At 62.8% G+C, this 19716-nt stretch carries 18 protein-coding genes; 6 read left to right on the top strand and 12 right to left on the bottom strand.

The features are described 5' to 3' along the window. Positions 1–8: 8 nt before the first annotated feature. From EYW47_RS23100 to EYW47_RS23090, 3 genes are all read right to left on the bottom strand, one after another. Positions 9–506 (bottom strand): MaoC family dehydratase, encoded by a 498-nt coding sequence (locus tag EYW47_RS23100; RefSeq protein ID WP_133197154.1) that lies wholly within the window; start codon positions 504–506, stop codon positions 9–11. 82 nt (positions 507–588) lie between these two features. Beyond that, on the bottom strand, positions 589–1734 hold the full coding sequence (locus EYW47_RS23095) for an acyl-CoA dehydrogenase family protein (RefSeq protein ID WP_133197153.1): 1146 nt from the start codon (positions 1732–1734) through the stop codon (positions 589–591). 196 nt (positions 1735–1930) lie between these two features. Next, complete coding sequence (locus tag EYW47_RS23090; RefSeq protein ID WP_133197152.1) at positions 1931–3085, bottom strand: CaiB/BaiF CoA transferase family protein; 1155 nt, start codon at positions 3083–3085, stop codon at positions 1931–1933. A 217-nt stretch (positions 3086–3302) separates the two neighbouring features. Between EYW47_RS23090 and EYW47_RS23085 the strand changes: the two genes are divergently transcribed. From EYW47_RS23085 to EYW47_RS23070, 4 genes are all read left to right on the top strand, one after another. Next, on the top strand, positions 3303–4298 hold the full coding sequence (locus tag EYW47_RS23085) for an AraC family transcriptional regulator (RefSeq protein WP_133197151.1): 996 nt from the start codon (positions 3303–3305) through the stop codon (positions 4296–4298). A gap of 132 nt (positions 4299–4430) precedes the next feature. After that, entirely contained in the window at positions 4431–4793 is a 363-nt protein-coding gene (locus EYW47_RS23080; protein WP_205710135.1) for a hypothetical protein, read from the top strand. Positions 4794–4849: 56 nt separating this feature from the next. After that, a complete protein-coding gene (locus EYW47_RS23075; RefSeq protein WP_133197150.1) occupies positions 4850–6094 on the top strand; it encodes an aromatic ring-hydroxylating oxygenase subunit alpha in 1245 nt (414 codons plus the stop codon). Positions 6095–6175: 81 nt separating this feature from the next. Further along, the gene (locus tag EYW47_RS23070; RefSeq protein WP_133197149.1) at positions 6176–7672 is read left to right on the top strand and encodes an aldehyde dehydrogenase; all 1497 of its coding nucleotides are present in this window, start codon (positions 6176–6178) and stop codon (positions 7670–7672) included. A 118-nt stretch (positions 7673–7790) separates the two neighbouring features. Here the strand turns inward: EYW47_RS23070 and EYW47_RS23065 are convergent, their stop codons facing one another. From EYW47_RS23065 to EYW47_RS23025, 9 genes are all read right to left on the bottom strand, one after another. Beyond that, positions 7791–8981, bottom strand: coding sequence for an acetyl-CoA hydrolase/transferase family protein (locus EYW47_RS23065; RefSeq protein WP_240763869.1), 1191 nt, complete (start codon positions 8979–8981; stop codon positions 7791–7793). A 253-nt stretch (positions 8982–9234) separates the two neighbouring features. Then, a complete protein-coding gene (locus EYW47_RS23060; RefSeq protein WP_133197147.1) occupies positions 9235–9471 on the bottom strand; it encodes a hypothetical protein in 237 nt (78 codons plus the stop codon). A gap of 167 nt (positions 9472–9638) precedes the next feature. Beyond that, positions 9639–10952 carry an MFS transporter gene (locus tag EYW47_RS23055; RefSeq protein ID WP_133197146.1) on the bottom strand — a complete coding sequence of 438 codons (1314 nt, stop codon included), beginning with the start codon at positions 10950–10952 and terminating at the stop codon, positions 9639–9641. Positions 10953–11128: 176 nt separating this feature from the next. Further along, positions 11129–12241 carry a porin gene (locus EYW47_RS23050; protein WP_133197145.1) on the bottom strand — a complete coding sequence of 371 codons (1113 nt, stop codon included), beginning with the start codon at positions 12239–12241 and terminating at the stop codon, positions 11129–11131. A 565-nt stretch (positions 12242–12806) separates the two neighbouring features. After that, the gene (locus EYW47_RS23045; protein WP_338117837.1) at positions 12807–13565 is read right to left on the bottom strand and encodes an IclR family transcriptional regulator; all 759 of its coding nucleotides are present in this window, start codon (positions 13563–13565) and stop codon (positions 12807–12809) included. 82 nt (positions 13566–13647) lie between these two features. Then, positions 13648–14397, bottom strand: coding sequence for an IclR family transcriptional regulator (locus EYW47_RS23040; protein WP_240763868.1), 750 nt, complete (start codon positions 14395–14397; stop codon positions 13648–13650). 178 nt (positions 14398–14575) lie between these two features. Next, positions 14576–15397 carry an alpha/beta hydrolase gene (locus tag EYW47_RS23035; RefSeq protein WP_240763867.1) on the bottom strand — a complete coding sequence of 274 codons (822 nt, stop codon included), beginning with the start codon at positions 15395–15397 and terminating at the stop codon, positions 14576–14578. A 151-nt stretch (positions 15398–15548) separates the two neighbouring features. Then, the gene (locus EYW47_RS23030; RefSeq protein ID WP_133197142.1) at positions 15549–16340 is read right to left on the bottom strand and encodes an SDR family NAD(P)-dependent oxidoreductase; all 792 of its coding nucleotides are present in this window, start codon (positions 16338–16340) and stop codon (positions 15549–15551) included. Then, positions 16340–16927 carry a nuclear transport factor 2 family protein gene (locus EYW47_RS23025; protein ID WP_133197141.1) on the bottom strand — a complete coding sequence of 196 codons (588 nt, stop codon included), beginning with the start codon at positions 16925–16927 and terminating at the stop codon, positions 16340–16342. The genes EYW47_RS23030 and EYW47_RS23025 overlap by 1 nt, the downstream gene beginning before the upstream one ends. A 321-nt stretch (positions 16928–17248) precedes the next feature. On the opposite strand from EYW47_RS23025, the gene EYW47_RS23020 reads away from it, so the two are divergent. Continuing rightward, positions 17249–18907, top strand: coding sequence for a flavin-containing monooxygenase (locus tag EYW47_RS23020; RefSeq protein ID WP_133197140.1), 1659 nt, complete (start codon positions 17249–17251; stop codon positions 18905–18907). Further along, complete coding sequence (locus EYW47_RS23015) at positions 18904–19674, top strand: SDR family NAD(P)-dependent oxidoreductase (RefSeq protein WP_133197139.1); 771 nt, start codon at positions 18904–18906, stop codon at positions 19672–19674. Before EYW47_RS23020 ends, EYW47_RS23015 begins: the two co-directional genes overlap by 4 nt. Positions 19675–19716 lie beyond the last annotated feature (42 nt).

Genomic DNA, 19716 nt, shown 5'->3' with positions numbered 1-19716 from the left:
GTGGCTCCTCAGACCTTGAAGTCGGGCTGCGCTTCGGCGATCAGCGCTTCGAGGTCTGCGCGGCGACGCAGCATCAGCAGGCTCCATTCGCTGCGCTGCACGACTTCGCCGCGCTGGTTGTACGCCTGAATCAGCATCGTACCCACGCCGAACTTCTCGTCCTTGTCCTTCTTCGCGATCACTTCGGCGCTGGCATAGACCGTATCGCCGATCTTGACTGGATTCAGGAAGCGCATCTTGTCCACGCCGTAGTTCGCCTGGATCGCCGGGCCGAACTGCAACAGGCCCGAAATCAGAGAGAACGTCAGCATGCCCTGCACGATGCGCTCACCCCAGCGGGTCTTCTCCGCGTATTCCTTGTTCGAGTGGATCTCGATCCAGTTGCCGGTGAACATGCAGAACATCACCACGTCGCTTTCGGTCACCGTGCGGCCTGGCGAGCGGAACTTCTGCCCGACCTCCAGTTCGTCCAGCGGGATGTTGATGCTGTTGTTAACTACGCTCATTACCACGTCTCCTGAAAATTCTGTGAGCGAGACGGTCAGATCCGACCGTCCTGCGTCTGTGTCCTTGAGGAACGATGCCCCCTTACTGACGCATCGACTTCGCGATGATCGTGCGCTGGATCTGCGAGGTGCCGCCACCGATGGTCGACTGGATGCTCTCGCGCAGATAGCGCTCCATGTCGGCTTCGGGCAGGTTCGCGTAGCCGCCCAGGATCTGCATACCCGCCAGCGCGCACTCCTTGAGCGTTTCGGAGCCGTAGAGCTTCGCCATCGACACTTCGCGGCTGCACGGCACGTGCTTTGCGGCCATCTGCGCGGCGCGGTAGCACAACAGGCGCGCGGCGTCGACCTTGGTCTGGCAGTCGGCCAGCATGTGGCGAATCACCTGGAAGTCGTAGAGCTGGTGGTCGAACTGGATGCGCTCGTGCGCGTAGCGCGTGGCCGTCGCGACGGCCTGCTGCGCATTGCCCGTGTAGGCAGCGGCCACGGCGCAGCGTTCGAGTTCGAGGTGCTCGGTGATGATCTTCCAGCCCTGGCCCTCTTCACCGAGCAGCGCGTCGCCCGGCACGCGTACTTCGTCAAGGAAGATCTCCGTCGTGCCCGTGGCGTGACGCGAGAGCGTAGGCAGTTTGTTGATCACCATGCCCGGCGTATCGTTCGGGATCAGCAGCACGGAGAGGCCCTTGTGCTTGTCGTCCGTGCTCGTGCGCACGAGCATCGCGATGACGGTGTCCTTCGCCGCCGCGCCGCTGCACCAGAGCTTCTGGCCGCTCACGATCCAGTCGCCGTTGCTGTCGCGGCGTGCGCGCGTTTTCGTATTCGCGGCATCCGATCCCGCATCGGGCTCCGAGATCGACACCGAGAAGCGGATCTTGCCGTCGATGAACGGCTGGACGTACTTCGCTTTCTGCTCAGGCGTGCCGAACTTGATGATGTTCATCGCCGTGAAGGTCGGCACGAGCACCGAGCACGCGAAGTCGAAGCCGAACTTGCCGAGCCCTTCGGCCATCAGCGAGTAGTCGAAGATGTCGCCGCCCGAGCCGCCCTCTTCCTCCGGGATCAGGATGCCGAGCCATCCCTGCTCCGCAATCTTCTTGTAGGCCTCGTACGGATAATCGCGATTCATGTCGCACTTGCGCACGTACTCGACGGTGATCTCGTTGTCCATGAACCGGTTGACGGTATCGAGCCACATCGTCTGCGATTCGTCCAGAAAGTTTGCTTGCATTTGTCTTCGCTCCAGTTGACGTGTTTGCCTCGTTCTTGTTCCGGGCATCACTGGCTGTAGATTAGGTCCAGGCTATTGCCGATCCAACTGGTCAATTACGAAGCAACGATTCGAGTTTCCCGAAGATCGGCTCAGTTTCCCATTAATTCAGGATTCCAATGTAATTGCCATGCAATAGCCCGTATATGTCGACGATTCACATGATGACCCGCGACTCGCGCAAGCTGTCGAGTTCCCCCGCACTGAATCCCCAATCCCGCAACGCCTCGTCCGTGTGCTCGCCGGGCTTCGCCGGCGCTCGCTGAATGGCGCCGGGCGTGCGGCTGAAACGAGGTGCCGGCGCGGGCTGCACGACACCATCGCGCTCGACGAATGTGCCGCGCGCGCGCAGGTGAGGATGAGTGGGCGCCTCGGTCATCGAAAGCACGGGGGCGAAGCACACCTCGCGGCCCTCGGCCAGTGCACACCATTCATCGCGCGTGCGCGTGCGGAAGATCGCGGCGAACTTTTCATGCACCTCGGGCCAGCGCGAGGTGTCGTGCTGATCGGGCATCTCGGCTTCGGAGAGTCCCAGCACCTCCAGCGTGTTGCGCCAGAAGCGCGCCTCGTTCGAGCCCACGCTGATCCAGCGCCCGTCCTTCGTTTCGTACACGTTGTACCAGGGTGCTCCCGAATCCAGACGGTTGCTGCCGCGCTGGTCCTTCCAGTAGCCGCTCGCGAGCAGCCCGTAGCACAGCGTCATCAGCGAGGCCGAGCCATCGACCATCGCGGCATCGACCACCTGGCCTTTGCCCGAGCGGCGGCTCTCCAGAATTGCCGATACCACCCCGAGCGCGAGATAAAGCGAGCCGCCGCCAAAGTCGCCGGCGAGATTCAACGGAATGACGGGCGGCCCGTTGGCCGGGCCGATGGCGTGCAGCACGCCCGTCAGCGAGATGTAATTGACGTCGTGCCCCGGCGCCTGGGCGAGCGGGCCGTCCTGACCCCAGCCCGTCATGCGGCCGTAAACCAGCGCAGGATTCGCCGCGAGGCAGGCGTCGGGGCCGAGGCCCAGCTTTTCGGCCACGCCGGGTCGGAATCCTTCGACAAGCGCGTCGGCCCGGTCAACCAGCTTGAGCACCGCGCCTGCGGCATCGGGCTGCTTCAGGTCGAACGCGGCGCTTCGCCTGCCGCGATGCAGCAGGTTGAAGCGCGAGTCGACAGGTACTCCGCCATCGTATCCGGGCGGCCGGTCGATGCGGATTATGTCGGCGCCGAGGTCCGACAACAACATGCAGCAGAAAGGCACCGGGCCGACACCGCCCAGCTCGACAATCCGTACGCCCGCAAGCGGGCCTTGAGTTTCGCGCATAGTCTTCACAGTCCCTGATCGGAATCGCCTCAGGTTACTGCTCACCCGCCGCGCGTCCAATGTCGAAAATTCGAATCGCCACTTCGCTGCGCTCGAAGCGCTCCAACAGGGTTGCCGTCAGCCCCTCTTCCGAATTCCGGAACGAACGGTTCGCAACGTTGACAGCACACGCCGCGCCGGCATAGGGTCTGAATCATCGATCGTATGCAGAATCGTCATGGATCCGCTTTCGGATGTTCTATCGCTTCTGAAGCCGCACAGCCAGCTCTTTGCCGCGTTCGACACCGCGGGTGCATGGTCGTTTTCTTTCCCGCCCTATGACGGCATCAAGATCGCCGCCGTCCTGCAAGGTGGATGCTGGGGAATCGTCTCCGGGATGAACCGTCCCGTTCGCCTGGAGGAAGGCGACTGCTTTCTGCTGAACAGCGGCTACGAGATCGTTCTTTCGTCCGATCTGTCGCTGCCTCCTCAGGATTCTTCGCTCATCATGGATGGGATCGCTCGCGACGGCATCGCTGTGCACAACGGCGGTGGCGAGGTCCTGTTGATAGGCGGCTTCTTCACGTTCTCCAGTGAGCACGCGGCCTTGCTGCTCGATGCCTTGCCGCCGTTCGCCAATCCGCCTCGCTCGTCGAATCAGGCGGACGTGCTGCGCTGGTCGCTCGATCAGCTGAGGTCGGAATTGCGCGACCCGATGCCGGGAGGCGTACTGGTGTCGAACCACCTGCTGCATCTGATGCTGGTGCAAGTATTGCGCCTCCACATGTCAGCGTCATCCGCGGAGTCTCCCGCGGGATGGCTCACCGGGTTGTCCGATCGCCGGATCCGGGCTGCAATCAGCGCCATGCACGCGGAACCAACCCGTCACTGGTCGCTGGAGGAATTGGCTCGTATCGCCGGATTGTCACGAACAATTTTTGCGCAGCGTTTCAAACGGCTGGTCGGAGAAACGACCATGAGCTATCTGATGCGCTGGCGCATGATGATGGCTACGGATCGCCTTCGCCACAGCGAGCAAAGCATTACATCGATCGCCTTCGCGCTCGGCTATGAGTCTGAAAGCGCATTCTGTACCGCATTCAAACGGGCAATGTCCTGCTCGCCGACACAGTATCGGCGGCGCTCGTCCGTGTCGGCGGAAGATACACAATCCGTACGCCCTATAAGCAAAACCGAACGCCTTCGAAATACCCGCTCCCCGACCAAGAACTAATATTCGGCTGCGTCCAGTGCCATTGCGGCGATGCCGTGTGACGATCAAAGGCGATGGATGGATGCCATGTTGTTGACCCACAAAAAATGACGTCTGCGTAATCACCAGGCGAAGACCTATTGGAGGAGCACAATGATCCAGGCTGTATCCGTCAATTCCGGCCGGCTGCCGGAAGGTTTTGAAGAACTCGAACCTTACCTCGACCGTTGGAGCGCGCCGACGTCTCATGAACGGTGGATCAACCGCGCCGCGACAACGTACCCGGAAATCGTGAAGTTTTATGACGCGATGTTCGCCCGCGCGGAAGAGGCGACCGTCTACCTCGAAAAGCTCCCGCTCGACGACATGCCCGAACCGGCACAGAACCTGTTTCGGCTTCTGCTCTCGATGTGCCATGCCGCGATCGCGGTGGAAATGCATCAGGCGCCGACCATCCGCCATGCGCCGCCCGTGCATGCGCTGAAGATCGCGGCCGGCTTTCAGCCGCACGGCTGAGCACCTGCGCGTCGACACTGATCGCTTTGCAATCCTACCCATTCGCAGGAGCCGGCATGAACCACCCTACCGAACACCCCGCCAAACTGACCGAGTCCGCAGGCCTTAACACCGAAGCGATGCCCGTTTCGCTCTATACCGATCCGGCGCAGTACGAGATCGAACGCGAGCGGATCTTCCGCCGCGCATGGTTGATGGCCGGCCGTGTCGAGCGGATTCCCAATCGCGGCGACTTCTTCGTCAAGGACATCGCGATGCTGAAGACATCGATTATCGTCACGCATTCGGAAGACGGGGAAATCCGCGCATTCCATAACGTCTGCGCACACCGCGCGAACATCGTCGAGCACCGTTCGAGCGGCAACACGAAGCGCTTCGTGTGCCGCTACCATAGCTGGGGTTACAACAACTCGGGCGAACTTGCGCACGTGCCCGACGAACCTGGCTTCTTCCACCTGAACAAGAAGAAGTGCGGGCTGACACCGGTTACCGTGGCGCTCTGGGAAGGCTGGATCTTCATCAACATGGCGGCGACGCCGGAGATCAGCCTGAAAGAATTTCTCGGACCAATGGCGGACGCGCTCGCCGGCATCGAATATCCGAATCCGGATCACGCGCTCGTGCTACGCGGCGAGTTCAGGGCGAACTGGAAAGCCGTGGCCGAGAACTTCAGCGAGGCCTATCACATCTCGTCGATTCACCCGAAAACGCTCGGACCCATTTACGCCGGGCCGCTCAATCCGTTCAGCAGGCCAATTAGCGCGAACGTTTACGGCGCGCATCGATCGATGTCGACATGGCTGAATCCGGCCGCCGCGCCATTCGCGAATGCGAAAGTCGCGAAGTGGCTCTTCACGGCCGATCACTCGGTCACCGGCACACGGAAGGAAGGTCAAACCAATCCGCTCGTCGAGCACAAGGGGCTCAACCCGACGAAGAGCGAACGCTGGGCAAGCGACGTAAACTGGTTCTTCCCGAACTGGCACCTCCAGATATCGGCGAACCAGTTCTGGACGCATGAGTTCTGGCCGACGTCGGCAACGTCGACGATCTGGGAAGCGCGCTTTTACTTCAAGAAAGCTCAGGCGGTGCGCGAGCGTCTGCAGCGCGAGCACTTCACATCGCATATCACCGATACGATGCTTGAGGACCTGGGCAATATCGAAAGCATGCAGCGCGGGATGGAATCGGGCGCCAAGCCGTTCATCCACTTCAACGAAAGCGAGATCCTGTGCCGCCATGGGCTCGAGCAGGTCATCAAGTGGTCGGCAGCGACGACAGCCAGGGATGCACTGACCTGACCCGACTGACGCGGCGCGGCCAATCCCGTATGCCGCGGAGCAGTCTGGCCGACAACCTACTATTTTCACATCGAGGCATCCATGCCCCACGAATCTCGCGCGGCGCTGCCGCGCTACGAGCATCTGTACATCAATGGAGAATGGGTCAAGCCGCTCGACGGCGAACTCATCGAGAGCATCGATCCGGCCACTGGCAGGCCGTGGGCCATCGCGCCGATGGGCGGCCGTGCGGACATCGACCGTGCCGTGGCAGCCGCGCGTGCGGCCTTCAACGGGCCGTGGCGGCGCATCCCGGGCCACGAGCGAGCGGCGTTGCTGCGCCGCTTCGCCGATCTCTTCGCCGCGGCGATTCCTGAGCTCGCGGTGATCGAATCGCGCGACAATGGCAACCTCGTGCGCGAGCACCGTGCGAGCCTCACCGCGCAGGTCCAGTGGTATCAATGGTTCGCCTCCCTCGCGGACAAGGCGCAGGGCACGACGATCCCGATCGACGACAGCGTGCATGCGTTCACGTCGCGCGTACCTGTGGGTGTCGTCGGCGCGGTCATCCCCTGGAATGCGCCGCTGCTCGCGACCTGCCTGAAGATTGGCGCGGCGCTAGCGGCGGGCTGCACGCTGGTCGTGAAGCCCGCCGAGCAGACGCCGGTTTCCGCACTCGAGCTCGCGCGCCTGATTCACGAGGCCGGATTCCCGCCGGGCGTGTTCAACGTGGTGCCGGGCTTAGGCCGCACGGCCGGCGCGCATCTCGTGATGCACCCCGACGTCAACAAGATTTCGTTTACGGGCTCGACCCAGACGGCGAAGCACATGGTCCGTGATGGCGCCGACAACCTGAAGCGTTTCACGTTCGAGCTCGGCGGCAAGGCGCCCCACATCATCTTTGCCGACGCCGATCTCGAGAACGCGATCAACGCCGCGACGGCGTCCGCCTGGCGGCTCACGGGGCAAAGCTGTGCGCTCGGCTCGCGCGTGCTGGTCGAGCGGCCCGTGTACGAGCGCGTGGTCGAGGCGTTCCGCACGCGCGCGCGTTGCGTGCGCGTCGGCCTGCCTTCGATCGACTCAAACCACATGGGCCCGCAGGCGCACGAAGAACAACTCAAGAAGACACTGTCGTATATCGAATTCGGCAAGGAGGACGGCGCCGAGCTCATCGCGGGTGGGCATCGTATCGCGACGCCGGAGCTCGCCCCAGGCTACTTCGTCGAGCCGACCGTGTTCGCGGGCGTGAACAACGGCATGCGCATCGCGCGCGACGAGATCTTCGGGCCGGTCGCTTCGCTGATTCCGTTCGACGGAGAGGACGAGGCCATCGCCATCGCGAACGACACGCCGTACGGCCTCACCGCCGGCCTGTGGACGCGCGACGTGGGACGCGCCCACCGCGTCTCGAACCGCATCGAAGCCGGCATGGTATGGGTCAACACCTACTCGTTCCTGCGCTGGTCCACGCCTTATGGCGGATTCAAGTCGAGCGGCTGGGGCCGCGAGAACGGCATCGACGCGCTCGACCCGTACCTCGAAACACGCACGACCGTCATCAGCACAACCGGGCAGTTCCCGAATCTTTTCGCAAACTGAGCGCATGGGCGGCGGTGCCGAAAGCGATAGTGCTGCCGCCGGCGAACGCCGCGAGCATGAAAAAACGCGCCGTGCGCGAGGTTGACGACGCCCATCGCGCCCCATAGCCTGTCACCGCTCAACGATTCATGCGCGCGTCCTGCTCGAGCCGCTCGCGATGATCGGGATGCGCGACGGCGATCATCCGCGAGACGCGTTGCGCAAGCGACAGGCCCCGCAGATCGGCCACGCCGTATTCGGTGACGATCACGCAGGCATCGCTGCGCGGCACGGTCACGGGCCCCGAAGCACGCATGACGATGCGGCTGTGCGCGCCCGCCGTGGAAGGCAGCGCAACGATCGGCACGCCGCCGGGGCTCGACTGCGCCGCGCGCAGAAAGTCGCCTACGCCGCCCACGGCTCCCACGTAGGTGCCCGCGACCATTTCGGCATTCACCTGGCCGGTCAGGTCGACCTCCACCGCCGAGTTGATCGCGACAAAGCGCGCGATCCTGCCAAGCACCTTGGGATTGTGCGTGTATTCGGTGCCGCGCAGCTCGAGTGCGGCGTTACGGTGTGCGAACCGGCGTATGCGCTCCGAGCCGATGATGACGCCGCCCACCGTGACGCCGGCGTCGATCGTCTTTCTCGCATTAGTGACGACGCCCGCCTCGCACAGCGCGGCGACACCGTCGCCGATGCTGCCCGTGTGCACGCCGAGATCGCGCCGGTCGCGCAGTTGCGCGAGCACGGCATCCGGAATCGCGCCGATCCCCGTCTGCAGCGTCGCACCGTCTTCCACGAGGGTCGCGACGTGTCGGCCGATGGCCAGTTCGACCTCGCCCGGCGCCGATGCGGGCGAGTCGGCGAATGGCGTGTCGGACGCCACGAGCAGATCGATATCGGATGCCTGAAGCCATGGGCCGCCATAGGTCCACGGCACCTCCGGATGCACTTCCGCGATGATCGCACGCGCATGCTTGAGCGCTTCGACCAGGTATTCTCGAGCCAACCCGAGGCTGTAGCGACCCTGCTCGTCGGGCGGCGAAACCTGCAGCATCACGACATCGATACGCAATGCGCCGCTGCCGATCAGTGCCGGCAATTGCGAATAGTGCACTGGCAGGATGTCGAGCACGCCTGCGCGAGCGAGCTTGCGATTCGCGCCGCTGCCGCAGTACGCGAGAAAATCGAAGGCGTCCGCGTGCTCCGGCGCGAGCACGTCAGCAAGACCAATGCCGAGAAAGAGACGGACGCGCCGCAGCCGGTCGCGCTGCGCCACCAGCGCGCGCATGAGTGTTACCGGCTCCGCGTGGGACTGCCCCCACATCACGGTGTCGCCGGAACGGATCAGACCGGAAAGATCAGGAACGGGGGTCGTTTGGTCCGAGGCTTCAACAGACTCCGAGGCTTGAAGAGGCGAGGATTCGTCGTGTTTCATGCAAATGGAAAATGGGGGAGCTAAGTACGATGGTCCATTACAAAGGACTCCAACATAATCAGTTTGACCCTGCGCGATGTCATGATCATTGCATCATCGGCCTGCGCAGGCGTCAACGTAATCTCGACGGCCGTTCCGTACTTCACGCGGCACGCATCGTCAGCCGGCGCGGCAAAGGCGGAAATACGCGCCATGCGCCATCGTCGTGCCGGAAAAAGCAGAGGGTGATATTGCCACACGGGGCGCGCGCCTCCACCTGAACGCAACGGCCACGCGCCGCGTTCCCGTTCCGCAGCGGGCGAACCCGGAACGGCACCGCGTGGTTAGGCATCATCCAACGCTCCACGACCTCGCGCAACGACATTCGAACCGTTTCCATCCACGTCTCCCTGCTCTTGCCTACCCAATCACGACCGCGGGTTCGTCCGCATGTTCATCGTGCGATTCGTCGCCCGCCAACGTCAACGCCCGGCGCGTTGACGTTCCGTACTTCGGATTGAGCTGCCACAGGTTTCACCGCCCACCGATGCGCTCCGTGCCGACTCTTCACGCGTCCGCGTAAGACACGCGCGGCGGCGCGGTCTCCCGAATCTGGGCGACGACCACGGCCGCCAGCACCGCCGGCACCGCAAACGTGTAGAAGTTCCATTGCGGCCCCAGCTTCGCGCCGATCACCCAGCTGCCCACCATCGGTCCCAGAATCGCGCCGATACGCCCGAGGCCCTGTGCGATGCCGATGGCCGAGGCCCGGCACGATGCGGGAAAGTAGGTGGCGATATAGCCATAGCTGAGCGTGGAGGAGCCAATGGAGCCCAATCCGGCACCGAACACGCCGAGCATCAGCCAGACGTAGCCGGGCTTCTGGCTCAGGACGAGCAAAGAGAGCCCGCAGACGAGAAAGAACGGTATGAGAACTTTCTTCGATCCCATTCGATCGGCAAGCCATGCGCCGAACAGGTTGCCCGATACCGCGCCGAACTGCATCACCAGCAGAAACTGCAACGAAGAACCCAACGGATAGCCGGACTTGCGCATCAATAGCGGAAGCCACACGTTGAGACCATAGACGACCAGTTGCATGCAGAAGGCCATCAGCGCGAACAGCAGCACCGCCGCGCGCCACTCCGGCGACATCATGAGCCTCAGGCCCCGCACACGAGGTGCGGCCGGATGCGAATGATGCGCATGCTGCTGTTCTTGCAGAACCTGATCGAAGTCGATGCCGTAGCGGGACGCCAGTGCGCGCGCTTCATCTGTGCGGCCGCGATCGACGAGGTAACTGGCGGACTCGGGCAAGAAGAAATACATCGCCGGCAAAATCAGAACGTAAAGCGCGCCCATGGCGTAGAGAATGCGCCATCCGTGGCTTTCGAGCAGCGCGATGGCGAGCAGCGCACAGATCACGCCGCCGAACGCGTAGCCGGTGAGCCCGAGCGCACTGTAAAGCTGCCGACGATTGCTGGGCGCGTACTCGACGCTCAGCGCCACCGAAGACGGGACCACGCCGCCGAGCCCGATGCCGGTTGCGAACCGCGCCACGCCAAAGGCAAACGGCGAATGCGCGAGCGCGCAGAAGAGCGCACCGACGGAAAACCACAGCACACCCAGCATGATGAGTCTGCGACGGCCGATACGGTCCGCGAGCGGCCCGGCGCCGACGAGGCCCACCATCAGTCCCGCCAGCGTCCAGCTTCCAATCATGCCAACGCCGGTTGCATCGAGTCCCCAGCCGGGTTCCGCGAGGAGGCGCGGAACGGTTGCGCCATAGACGATGAGATCATAGCCGTCCACGGTTATGGTCATGAAACACAGCAGCACGACTAATAGACGCCTTCCAGTTTGTGCAGACGAATCGTTCACGTTGTCTCCTGTCCTCTCACGGCCACGCTGGCCGTGCGGTATTTATGATTTTGGGTTAGACCCACTATAGGGAGGCAAAATCGCCCGTCCAACTGGCAGATTTCGAAGCGGTGCTTTCCAGAATTCGAATTGCGCGAATCGCGGGCAGCCCGACGCCTCATGGTCAGGCATCGCGGCTAGAACTTGTGGAGAATCCCTACCCCACCGCCGACCGTCGTGCCGGGCGCCCCCTGCAACGCGCCGTCCACGTCGAGACCGAGTGTGGACCGGCCGTGGTTATTGGTCACGCCGACCTGCGCATACAACGAAGTACGCCGCGACAGCGAGTACTGCGTGCCCAGCGCGAAGAGCAACCCGTGGGTGCTCGAGTCATGCGGGTCCCTCAGGTACCAGACGCCTGTGTTGACGTTGAGCGCCGGCGTAACGTAGTAACTGGCGCCGAGGTTCCAGACATCGTGATTGCCACCGCCCACCAGGCCATTGAGCGTGGTCGCTGGCGCCTTGTAGTTGGTAAACGAGCCCTTCACCGTAAAGGACGAGATGGTGTAGCCAAGGCCAAAGGTCTTCGCGATGAGCGGCACCTCGAACAGCGTGCCGTTCAAGGTCGCATCGTTGCCCGCGCTCGCGTCAAAGATCGCTGCGTTGACCAGCACCCCGGCGCCCTCGAACTTCAAACTGGCGGAATACTGGCGTCCCGCCTTGAAATCTCCGGCTTCGCCGCCGAGCGCGTACAGGAGACTCGCCGTAAACCCTGCCAGCTTCGGCGAGGTATAGCTGACTGCATTCTTGACGAACGTTCCGGTGAAGGTGTTGTTGGCGTAGACGGTGATGTTGCTGCCGAATTGCGCCATACTGCGCGGGTCGGAATCATAGAGCGCGAGAATGAACGGCGAGAACTGCAAGCCCGCCTTCAATTCTCCTGCGTTGCTGGCGAGGGAGATCCACGCCTGGCGGCCGAACAGCCCCCCGGTGGTGTTGTCGAAGCCGCCGTTGGAAAGGCTGATCCCGCTTTCCAGCTTGAACTTCACCTTCATGCCGCCACCCAGGTCCTCCTGTCCGCTCAAGCCGAACACGGACGGCTCAAACCCGCTGCTGATCATCTCGAACTGTTTGCCGCCGTTCTGCCCGGTCGCCGGGTTGTACGACTTGTTTGTATAAATCAGGCCCGCATCGAGCACGCCGTAGAGCGTCACGCTGGACTGTGCCCACACAGTGACCGGCAACGACGACACTGCCACCAGAACGGCGATTCGCTTGAGTGCGAACCTGAATACGCCGTACGAACTCATGTCTGTCTCCTTGATTTCGAAATCGTTTTGTTTTTTTCATTGACGCCATGGCAAGGAGGAATCCCTCAATCCGGAGGCTTCCGGTTCCATGGCAATCGCTCCAAACCCGTAGTACGGGAGCACAAGCCATTTCAGTCTGGTGTTGGACCTCCACTCGAATCGCGCACGAAAGCCTGTATTGCAGGCTTTCCGATACTTCATATACAAATAGGATGCCTAACCAAATAATCTGGAAAGCGTGCATGTATTCGCGGGCGCGGCATTCCGGAACAGGAATTCGAATGTCCATGGCTCGCGTCATTTCCGTCGATTAGAACAATCGGAAATACGACGGTCAACGACGCTCTTCGAAACGTTCCGTACTTCGGGGAGTCGGCGGCGACCCGCTTAGAGTAAGGGAAGGAGCGTTCGCACAGCCACTGGGAGTGAACGGCTGTGTGCACAGAGGACGCACCGCTACGACGATAGCCCGGTACGCTGACTGCAGCCTCGTCGATCGGGCAGATCCGTGGCGCTCAGTTGCAGCGTGACAGCGCAAAGCGGCCGTGTAACAGTTTGCGCTCCGCTACGGCGCCTTGAACTCGACCTCGCAAAGTAGCGACTCGAGCTCGACCGCGGTCTGTCTGAGTTCCGGCACAATCCGGTTTCTAGCCGCGTCGATATCCAGTTTCGTTTCAACCGCACCGCAACTCAACGCCATCAATGTTTGAGCGCGCTGGAGCCGGATCGGCAGCGCGATACCATAAGCGTTTCGCTGATATTCCCCTGCCGACATGCAAACGCCATCTGAACGGAGATCCTCCTGGGCCGTCTCGATGCCTGCCCTGAGAGCCTCGGCGTGGGGGCCGGCGGCCGCCAGCAGTCGAGCGATATAGCGCCCCCGCATACTCTCGGACAGCCCGCCGAGCCAGGCCCTGCCGATTGCGGTCGTTCCCATTGGCAAAAGCGAGCCGACACCCAGTTGCAGCGTCGATATTCGCGCGCCGCATTGGTATGCGATATAGAGCATATCTAACTGATCCGGCACGGCAAGGGCGACAGAGACGCCGAGTCGGTCTGCAAGTCGTTGCATCAGAGGTTGGGCCAATTGCGTGACCAGACTGGTGGCCAGGTACGACTGGCCGATTGCGAACACGCCCATCGTCAGTTCGAATTGAGGGCCGCCCGCAACTCGCCGAATATAACCTTCGTGAATGAGCGTCGATGTGAAACGGGAAACCGACGAGCGCGATAGCCCGGTGCGGCTGGCCAGCTCTCCATTCGTCAGCGGCGCGCGATCGGCATGAAACGCCCGCAGTATCTGGAGACCGCGGTCGAGCGTCAAGGTGACTTGAGTGGGGCGAGGCATCGAGGATCCCGTTTGCGTCAGCCGGTGGCGGATGTTCTGGTTCAGGATTCGTGCGGTCTCACCGGCGTGCAGGCAAGCGCTCCTGCAGGACCTGCGCTGTCGCGACAAGCCGCGGCCCGAGTTCCATCTCCATGCGCACCTGCGCCATACGCGCCGTGCGGCCCACGCAGCCCAGCACCAGCGGGGGGCGGCCGGGAATGGAGACGGGCGTGGCAACGCAAGCAAGCTCCGGTTCCCAGTCGCCATGCAGCATGCCGAAACCCAGTTCATGCACCTGCGCAATCTTCTCGCTCATTCTGCGCCGGATCGAAGGTGGCCATGCCCCTCCAGCCTTGCCCTCTACCTGGCCCTGCAAATACCGACGCTCTTCTTCCGGGAGCACCGCGAGCAGAGCCCAGCCCATCAGTGAATACGCAATCTGCATGCGCACGCCCGGCAATAGCCGCAAGTCCAGCACGGCCCGGCTGCCTCTCTGCGTATCGAGCACGATGATGTCAAGTCTGTCCCGGGTGCCGAGCAGCACGTACGTATCCGTTGCCTCGGCGAACTTGCGCATCTCCTCGCTCGCCAGCCGGAGGACGTCGGGATCGGCAACCGCAGCATAGCCCAGCGCCAGTGCGGCAGGCGCCAAAGCGTATTTACGGCTCGACGTGTCATGATGAAGATAGCCAAGAGCCACCAGGGAGCGCAGCAGTCGCAGCGCAGACGGCGCGGGAATACCCGTTGCCTGAGCGATCTCCTGATTGGTGAGCCACATCCTCCCGGGGGCAAATGCCGAGAGGATCGACAGGCCGCGCGCGAGTGGCATGACCATAGCCTGGCTATCCGCCCGCCTTTCCTGCGGTGGCTTCGGCCACGCGGTATCGACGCCATGCGGACCATTGCGTGACCTCGCACGGGTATGCGGCGTCGTGGACCTGCCGGAATGCATGTCTGCCTCAGCCTCCGTTGCATAAGAGACCGTGTTCTGGTCCTGCGCCCTCATTCTACTCCGCCTGTGTCCTGGCCCCGCTCCTTGAGCGCGCCGCTAGCGCCCGAAGCCGGCCGCAAACGAACGCCAGACCGTCACGGCTTCCGGGGAGAATGCCAATCATCATCAGAAAGCCGTGCATTTGGCCTGCCGCGCGAAGATGATGTACCGGGACACCGGCCCCGGTAAGACGCTCAACGTACGCCTCACCTTCGTCACGCAATACGTCGTGCTCGGCCGTGACGACGATTGCCTCTGGCAATCCGTCGAGCTCGGGTTCACGCAGCGGCGACGCAAGGCTCGACTGCCTGGCCGTATCCTGCGGCGCATAGTGTGCCCAGTACCATTTCATCGCTTCGCGGTTGGTGAGCAGTTGATTATTCGGATCTGCATATGACTGCCGCTCGAAAAGACAGTCGGTCACGGGATAAACAAGCAACTGAGCGTCGATCGATACAGTTCTGGTTTTGCGGGCCAACAGCGTCACTGCAATCGCCAGATTGCCGCCTGCACTATCGCCGCCTACGAAGAGCGGTACATCGGCCGGGAGCAATTCCGCCCGCTTTCGGGCGAGCCACTGCGTCGCTTGCCATGCGTCCTGAACCGGTCCGGGAAAAGGGTGCTCGGGCGCTTTCCGGTACTCGACGAGCGCGACGGCAACACTCGCGCCGGTGGCAATTTCACGGCACAGCGGATCGAATTCGTCGATGCCGCCCACCACCCAGCCGCCGCCGTGAAAATAGATGAGCAGCGCCTGTGGATGCTCATTCGGCACATAGAGACGCGCGCGCAGCGCTCCGTTCTCGACGGGAATGTCGAGCGGGACGACTTCGCGCATCTCGGGGCCAGGCGCGAGGATCGCCGTGATCTTCGAGAAGGCGGCGCGAGCCTCGCCAGGCGTCATCAGATGGCGCGGCTTCGACGCCGACGAAGCGAGCTTCTCCATGAATGCGCGGGATTCGCGATCGAGGCTCATGCCGATTCTCCCACTAACCTTCAGCCTGAAGCGCGGCAAGCACCGCATCCGCGCCCCCGAACAGATTCCAGCCGAGCGCGGCAATCGCGCCCGCGTCCACCACGATGTTTGAGCCCGTGATCGCGCAAGCCGCATCGGAGAGCAGGAATTCGATCGGCCCGGCCACTTCGGCCGGCGTCACGACGCGCCCGAGCGCGGTCTGCCTTGCCATCACGGTGGGATCACGCTCTCCGCGCGCGTAGCTCGCCTCGATCACGGGCGTGCGTACCGGCCCCGGCGACACCGCATTAACGCGCACGCCCTTGCGGCCGAGATACACCGCCAGCGCGCCCGTCAGGTTGATGAGCGCTGCCTTCGACGGACCGTAGGTGAGATGCGGCGTCGGGGTCATGCCAGCGAGCGACGAAAGCAGGACGATGCTGCCCCGCCCCCGCGCCGCCATGCGCTGGCCGACCGCGCGGCATACGGCGTAGGCGCCGCGCGTGTTGATATCGAAGATGCGATCCCAGCTCTCGATGTCGGTCTGCTGCGGCCCTTGGGCCCGCGGTATCACGCCAGCCGCTAAGACGAGCCCGTCGATATCGCCGCATTCGCGCTCGATCCGTTCGATACACGGCTCGATGCGCCCGGCGTCGCCAACATCGAGCCCGTACGCGCGGCCACCGGTCTCCGCTGCCACGCGTTCGGCGGCTTCCAGGTCCCGGTCGGCGACGACCGGCACCCAGTTCGACGAGAACGCGGCACAACAGGCGGCACCGATTCCTCCTGCCCCGCCCACTACGAGAACATTTCTGCGTGTTGCCATCAGCGCCCCCCCGCCTCGCGCAACCCCGCATCGGCAAGCAAGAGAAAAACGGGATCCTGTGGATCGCGCCGGCCCAGCGTCCAGGCAGAATTCAGCGCGCTGCCGGCCGCCTCCACGAGATGAGACTGCATCGCGTCGAACACCGTACGGCGTTGCGCGACGCGCCATTCGTCGTTACGTTTCTCGAAGCGGTCCACGTAGCGCCCGAAGACCTCGACGCGGCTGATCCCCGGGCTCTCGAGATGCTTCGCGTCGAGCATGGTCCGGTGGCCGCTCGCCTCGGGCGCGATCTCGAGCCGTGCCACGAAGTACGTCTCAACCACCGCGATCGTGTCGGAGGCGAATTCCACCAGACAGTTGCCCAGAAAGTGCGTGGACTTCAACAATCCCGGGCTGTCGTGACGCTCCCTGACCCACTCGATGAAATCGTCGCGACGGCCCTTGAAGTCCGCGTGATCGTCGGTGCAATCCTCGAAGAATGCGCAGCGGACGAGTTCCCAGTCGCGCCGGTCCACGCCGCGCGCGTAGCGCAGCATCACATCGCGAATCTGGTCCTTGTCGATAAGACGTTGCAGTGCAGTAGACATGGTGAACGGCTCTTTTCGTGACGACGCGCCAACGATGACCGCCCACCGCAAGCTATGTCAACGCGCGCGCGAATCGTCTCCCGTACTTTGAAATTTCTCGTGACGCACGCTCGCCAACTCCGCGCCCACCGTGCGCTTCGTCGTTGCACGCAGGGTAAAACACCGATTTCAAAGTACGGCAAAGCCCTTTCGTTCCCATTGCCGTGAAATCCCGCGTGCCATTCAATGGAACCCGGCATGAGAAGTATTTTTACCAACCATCTGGCATGGGACCGGAGTCAGTGCAGAAGCACTCACTCCGGTACACAGGAGACAACTGCCATGAAAAAGGAGTCGAACGTTCTGGACGCCGTTGTCGTCGGCGCAGGCTTTGGTGGGTTGTACGCGATCAAGCGGTTGACCGACGCAGGCTTTCGCCTGCAGGCATTCGAATCGGGCGACGGCGTGGGCGGCACGTGGTACTGGAATCGCTATCCCGGCGCGCGCGTCGATCTCGAGTGCTGGGACTACTCGTATTCGTTTTCGCCGGAACTGCAGGACGAATGGGATTGGCCCGAGCGTTATCCGACGTCATCCGAGCTGAGGAAGTATCTGAACCACGTCGCCGACCACTTCGATTTGCGTCGGCACATCCAGTTCAACACCCGGGTCGAGTCGGCCGTGTTCGACGAACGCGAGAACCTCTGGGTCGTCACGACCTCCGACGGCAAAACCACGAAGGCGCGCTTCTTCGTGCCGGCGACAGGCGTGCTTTCCGTGCCGAAGCCGCCAGAAATTCCGGGCATCGAATCGTTCAGGGGCGAAAGCTACCACACGGGCCGCTGGCCGCATCATGATGTCGACTTCAGCAACAAGCGCGTCGGTGTGATCGGCACCGGCTCGTCAGGCATTCAGGTGATTCAGGCGCTTGCTGGCAAATGCAAGCATCTGAGCGTATTTCAGCGCACGGCCGTGTACGTGGTGCCCGCCAAGAATCATCCCCTGACACCCGAGATGCGTGAGCGCGTGCGTGCCACCTATGCGGAACGCCGCGCGGTCAGCCGGCTCACGCGCTTTGGCATTGCCGTGCCGTTTCCGGTGGAATCGGCGCTCGACGCCACACCCGAGGAGCGGCGAAAGAAGTACGAGAACGCGTGGGAGAACAGCCAGTTGCTGGGTTTTCGCATGTGCTACGGCGACATCCTGTCGAACGAGGAAGCCAACGACACAGTGGCCGAATTTATCCGCGGAAGGATCCGCGAGACGGTGAAGAGCCCAGAAATAGCAGAAAAGCTCATGCCGCGCGGCTTCCCATTCGGCACGAAACGTCCGTGTCTCGGCGACACCTACTACAGCGTCTACAATCGCCCGGACGTGACGCTCGTCGACCTGAAGGCAACACCGATCGAGCGCATCGTGCCCGACGGCATCGTCACGAGCGAAGGCTTGCAGCAACTTGACTGCCTGATCTATGCAACCGGCTACGACGCACTCACGGGCGCGCTCACGCATATCGACGTCCGCGGCATCGGAGGGCGCCAACTGGCCGACAAATGGGCAAGCGGCGCAAAGACCTATCTCGGCCTCGTCACCAGCGGCTTCCCGAACCTCTTCACGGTCACGGGACCAGGAAGCCCGGGCCCGCTCGCAAACATGTCGATGAGCATCGAGCAGCATGTCGACTGGATCACCGCGTGCATGGTCCACATGCGCGAACGTGGTATCCGCCGGATCGATGCCGACCATCAAGCCGAAGAAGGCTGGATGCAGCACGTCCAGGACGTCGTGTCGAAAACGCTCTATATGAAGGCGAATTCCTGGTACATCGGGGCGAACGTGCCGGGCAAGGCGCACGTATTCCTGCCGTATCTCGGTGGCCACGGCACGTACCGCAAGAAATGCGACGACATCGCGGCCGCCGGCTACCCGGGCTTCGTATTGACCACGAACGGCGAAGCGCAGGTCGAAACCTCCAGTGAAACGATCGGAGACGCAGCATGAGCAATGGGAACGGACGACTCGCAGGCAAGATCGCGTACATAACCGGCGCGGGCACTGGCATCGGGCGGGCCGCGGCGCAACTTTTCGCGCACGAAGGCGCCACCGTAATCATTGCGGAGTTCAATGAGGAAAATGGGCAGCTCGCCGCAGAGTCCATCAACGCAGTTGGCGGCCGGGCGCAGTTCATTCGTACCGACGTGACGAGCGAGGACAGCGTGCGTGAATCGATCGACGCCGCAGTGCGCTACGCGGGCGGTATTGACGTGCTGTACAACAACGCCGGCGGCTCAACCTCGATAGACGCGCAAGTGACGGACTGCCCCGCCGACGAGTTCTGGCGTGCGGTCAGGCTCGATCTGTTCGGAACGTGGATTACCTGCAAGCACGGCATTGCGGCAATGATGAAAAGTGGCGGCGGCTCAGTCATCAACAGCAGTTCGGTCTTCGCGCTGGTTGGCACGCGTGGGAAAGACGCGTACACGGCCGCCAAGGGCGGGATATCCGCCATCACGCGCTCGATGGCCGTGGAGTATGCGCCGCATCGCATCCGCGTGAACGCGGTCGCGCCCGCCGTCACGAAGACAGCTCGCGTGCTCGGTCTGCTGGAGACGCAGCCCGGCGTGGTGAACAAGACCGGCGAGCGCCAGCTGCTCGGCCTCATCGAACCGACGGAAGTCGCCATGACCGCGCTGTACCTGGCGAGCGACGAGTCGAAAACCACGACCGGCCAGATCTTCGCCATCGACGGAGGATTTTCGATATCCTGAACGCGAGGCGATAGGGCGTCGCGCAACAAGGATCTCGCTGCG

The organism is Paraburkholderia silviterrae (genome assembly GCF_004353915.1).
Lineage (GTDB): Bacteria > Pseudomonadota > Gammaproteobacteria > Burkholderiales > Burkholderiaceae > Paraburkholderia > Paraburkholderia silviterrae.
The sequence above is the reverse complement of the archived record's forward strand: the minus strand, read 5'-3'. Positions and strand labels throughout refer to the sequence as shown.

What these genes read in the sequence shown, in the direction of transcription:
- EYW47_RS23035 (WP_240763867.1), bottom strand. Translation starts at nt 15,397, where the DNA reads ATGCGCGAAGTCGTCCCGCTCGACATTCCCGTCGAGAACGGAGCGCTG.
- EYW47_RS23075 (WP_133197150.1), top strand. Translation starts at nt 4,850, where the DNA reads ATGAACCACCCTACCGAACACCCCGCCAAACTGACCGAGTCCGCAGGC.
- EYW47_RS23015 (WP_133197139.1), top strand. Translation starts at nt 18,904, where the DNA reads ATGAGCAATGGGAACGGACGACTCGCAGGCAAGATCGCGTACATAACC.
- EYW47_RS23095 (WP_133197153.1), bottom strand. Translation starts at nt 1,734, where the DNA reads ATGCAAGCAAACTTTCTGGACGAATCGCAGACGATGTGGCTCGATACC.
- EYW47_RS23050 (WP_133197145.1), bottom strand. Translation starts at nt 12,241, where the DNA reads ATGAGTTCGTACGGCGTATTCAGGTTCGCACTCAAGCGAATCGCCGTT.
- EYW47_RS23025 (WP_133197141.1), bottom strand. Translation starts at nt 16,927, where the DNA reads ATGTCTACTGCACTGCAACGTCTTATCGACAAGGACCAGATTCGCGAT.
- EYW47_RS23060 (WP_133197147.1), bottom strand. Translation starts at nt 9,471, where the DNA reads ATGGAAACGGTTCGAATGTCGTTGCGCGAGGTCGTGGAGCGTTGGATG.
- EYW47_RS23085 (WP_133197151.1), top strand. Translation starts at nt 3,303, where the DNA reads ATGGATCCGCTTTCGGATGTTCTATCGCTTCTGAAGCCGCACAGCCAG.
- EYW47_RS23040 (WP_240763868.1), bottom strand. Translation starts at nt 14,397, where the DNA reads ATGCCACTCGCGCGCGGCCTGTCGATCCTCTCGGCATTTGCCCCCGGG.
- EYW47_RS23100 (WP_133197154.1), bottom strand. Translation starts at nt 506, where the DNA reads ATGAGCGTAGTTAACAACAGCATCAACATCCCGCTGGACGAACTGGAG.
- EYW47_RS23090 (WP_133197152.1), bottom strand. Translation starts at nt 3,085, where the DNA reads ATGCGCGAAACTCAAGGCCCGCTTGCGGGCGTACGGATTGTCGAGCTG.
- EYW47_RS23065 (WP_240763869.1), bottom strand. Translation starts at nt 8,981, where the DNA reads ATGTGGGGGCAGTCCCACGCGGAGCCGGTAACACTCATGCGCGCGCTG.
- EYW47_RS23080 (WP_205710135.1), top strand. Translation starts at nt 4,431, where the DNA reads ATGATCCAGGCTGTATCCGTCAATTCCGGCCGGCTGCCGGAAGGTTTT.
- EYW47_RS23020 (WP_133197140.1), top strand. Translation starts at nt 17,249, where the DNA reads ATGAAAAAGGAGTCGAACGTTCTGGACGCCGTTGTCGTCGGCGCAGGC.
- EYW47_RS23030 (WP_133197142.1), bottom strand. Translation starts at nt 16,340, where the DNA reads ATGGCAACACGCAGAAATGTTCTCGTAGTGGGCGGGGCAGGAGGAATC.
- EYW47_RS23070 (WP_133197149.1), top strand. Translation starts at nt 6,176, where the DNA reads ATGCCCCACGAATCTCGCGCGGCGCTGCCGCGCTACGAGCATCTGTAC.